The sequence below is a fragment of the Actinosynnema sp. genome (genome assembly GCF_052038725.1).
In genome coordinates, this window is sequence record NZ_JBQGCX010001114.1 from 1 (window position 1) to 3,178 (window position 3,178).

2 protein-coding genes are annotated in these 3,178 nt (G+C 74.8%); one reads left to right on the forward strand and one right to left on the reverse strand.

Annotated elements, in window-relative coordinates; translation table 11 throughout:
- Positions 1–87 precede the first annotated feature (87 nt).
- Positions 88–2,451: an endopeptidase La gene (lon, locus tag ACTUAL_RS23535; protein WP_440901770.1), complete on the reverse strand. Its 2,364-nt coding sequence runs from the start codon at positions 2,449–2,451 to the stop codon at positions 88–90.
- A gap of 171 nt (positions 2,452–2,622) precedes the next feature.
- On the opposite strand from lon, the gene ACTUAL_RS23540 reads away from it, so the two are divergent.
- The coding region (locus ACTUAL_RS23540) for an SAM-dependent methyltransferase (RefSeq protein WP_440901771.1) at positions 2,623–3,178 on the forward strand (556 nt) is incomplete at its 3' end.

Here is a 3,178-nt window from a genome sequence, read left to right on the forward strand (position 1 = left end):
GGGGGTGGGGGCCCCAACCCGCCCCGCGCGCCAGAACGGCTCCCCCGGGGGGGGGGGGTCCCACGCCCCCCCGGCCCCCCCGTCGGCTCAGGCGGCGGTGGTGGCCGCCGCGGCCTCGGGCTCCAGCGCCAGCTCCAGGACCTCGCGCACGTCCCCGACCAGGTGCACGGTCAGCGCGTCCCGCACGTCCTGCGGGACCTCCTCCAGGTCCGGCCCGTTGCGCGCGGGCAGCAGCACGGTCGTGATGCCCGCCCGGTGCGCGGCGAGCAGCTTCTGCTTCACCCCTCCGATGGGCAGCACCCGTCCGGTGAGGGACACCTCGCCGGTCATCGCCACGTCCGAGCGCACCGGGCGGCCCGACAGCAGCGACGCGAGCGCCGACACCATCGTGACGCCCGCCGACGGCCCGTCCTTGGGCACCGCGCCCGCCGGGACGTGGACGTGCACGCCGCGCCCGTCCAGGGTCGCGGCCCGCTCGTCGTGCGCCCGCAGGTAGGACAGGGCGATCTGCGCGGACTCCTTCATCACCTCGCCGAGCTGCCCGGTGAGCACCACGCCGGACGCCCCGGTGCCGGGTTCGGCGAGCGCGGCCTCCACGAACAGCACGTCGCCGCCCGCCCCGGTCACCGCCAGTCCCGTGGCCACGCCGGGGACGGCGGTGCGCTCGGCGGACTCGGGGGTGAACTTCGGCGACTTCAGGTAGCCCTCCAGGTCGCCGCCGTCCACGGTGACGGGCAGCTCGGCCCGGTCCAGCGCGACCCCGGCGGTCACCTTGCGCAGCACCCGCGCGAGCGAGCGCTCCAGCTGCCGCACCCCGGCCTCGCGGGTGTACTCGCCCGCGAGCCTGCGCAGCGCGGCCCCGGTGACCTCCACGTCGCCCGGCTCCAGCCCGGCCCGCTCGACCTGCCTCGGGAGCAGGTGGTCGCGGGCGATGGTGACCTTCTCGTCCTCGGTGTAGCCGTCGAGCCGCACCAGCTCCATGCGGTCGAGCAGCGGGCCGGGGATGGACTCCAGCACGTTCGCCGTGGCCAGGAACACCACGTCGGACAGGTCCAGCTCGACCTCCAGGTAGTGGTCCCGGAACGTGTGGTTCTGCGCCGGGTCCAGCACCTCCAGCAGCGCGGCGGTCGGGTCGCCCCGGTGGTCGGCGCCGACCTTGTCGATCTCGTCGAGCAGCACGACCGGGTTCATCGAGCCCGCCTCGGAGATGGCGCGGGCGATGCGGCCGGGCAGCGCGCCGACGTAGGTGCGCCGGTGGCCCCGGATCTCCGCCTCGTCGCGCACGCCGCCGAGCGCGACGCGGACGAACTTGCGGCCCATGGCCCGCGCGACGGACTCGCCGAGCGAGGTCTTGCCGACGCCGGGCGGCCCGACGAGGGCGAGCACCGCGCCGCCGCCGCGCCCGCCGACCAGGCCCATGCCCCGGTCCGCGCGCCTGCGCCGCACCGCCAGGTACTCGGTGATGCGCTCCTTCACGTCGTCCAGGCCCGCGTGGTCGGCGTCGAGCACGGCCCGCGCGCCCGCGATGTCGTAGGAGTCCTCGGTGCGCTCGCCCCACGGCAGGTCGAGCACGGTGTCGAGCCAGGTGCGGATCCAGCCGACCTCGGGGGACTGCTCGGAGGTGCGCTCCAGCTTGTCGACCTCGCGCAGCGCCGCCTCCCGCACCTTCTCCGGCAGCTCGGCGGCCTCCACGCGGGCCCGGTAGTCCTGCTCCTCGGTGGCGGGCTTGCCGTCCAGCTCGGCCAGCTCCTTGCGGATGGCGGCGAGCTGCTGGCGCAGCAGGAACTCCCGCTGCTGCTTCTCCACGCCCTCCTTGACGTCCTTGGCGATGGTCTCGGCGACGTCCAGCTCGGCCAGGTGCGCCCGGCCCCACTCCAGCAGCCGCTCCAGGCGGTCGCCGACGTCGCCGGTCTCCAGCAGCCACACCTTCTGGTCGTTCTCCAGGTACGGCGCGTACCCGGCCAGGTCCGCGAGCGCGGAGGGGCCGTCGACCTGGCGGACGGAGTCCACGACCTGCCAGGCGCCGCGCTGCTGGAGGATCGTGGTCACCACCGCGCGGTAGTCGCGGGCCAGGGAGTGCGCGCGCTCGTCCGGCGGCGGCTCCTCGACGACGGTGGCCTCCACCCACAGCGCGGCGCCGGGCCCGGTGGTGCCGGTGCCGATGCGCACCCGCTCGGTCGCGCGCAGCACGGCGGCCCGCTCGCCGCCCGCGAGCCTGCCGACCTGCTCGACGGTGGCCAGCGCGCCGACCTTCGCGTAGCGGCCGTCCAGGCGGGGAACCAGGAGCACCCGCGCGCCGTTCACCCCTCCGGCGGCCGAGGTGGCCGCCTCGACGGCGGCCCGCGCCTCGGCGCCCGCGTCCGAACCGGTCAGGCGCACCGGGACGACCATGCCCGGCAGCACGACGGTGTCGTCGAGGGGCAGGACCGGGAGCGCCAACGTGTCACCCATGCGAAGCCTCCAGAGTTGAGTCTGACAGGCTCAACCGAGTTGAGTCCCCGGTTGTTTCCGAGTTCTGTTCGCCCAGAGCGAGACCGAGGAGTTCCGCGCGCGGGGCTTGTGCGCGGCGACCGGGGTTCGACACGATCGGCGGTTCCACCCGGTCAAGAGGAGAAGGCTTTTATGGAGCAGGCGAGCTGGGTCCCCGCGTCGGTGGACCTGGACCGACCGAGCACGGCCCGGATGTACGACTACTACCTGGGCGGGTCGCACAACTTCGCCGTGGACCGGGAAGCGGCCAAGGCCGTGGAGCACGTCTTCCCCGGCATGTCCGGGGCGGCGCGCTCGCTGCGGACGTTCCTGCGGCGCTCGGTGCGCTACCTGCTGGACCAGGGCATCGACCAGTTCCTGGACCTGGGCTCGGGCATCCCGACCGTGGGCAACGTGCACGAGATCGCCCAGGCCGCCAACCCGGCGGCGCGCGTGGTCTACGTGGACATCGAGCCCGTCGCGGTCGCGCACAGCACCGCGATCCTGTCGGCGAACCCGCTGGCCACCGCCATCCAGGCGGACCTGCGCGACCCGGCGTCCGTGCTGGAGAACGAGGACGTGCGGCGGCTGCTGGACTTCGACCGGCCGATCGGCGTGCTGATGGTCGCGGTGCTGCACTTCGTGCCGGACGCCGACGACCCGCACGGCGCGATCGCCCGGTACCGGGACGCGCTGGTCCCCGGCAGCT

Coding starts and splice junctions, on each gene's coding strand:
- lon (WP_440901770.1), bottom strand. CDS start 2,451: ATGGGTGACACGTTGGCGCTCCCGGTCCTGCCCCTCGACGACACCGTC.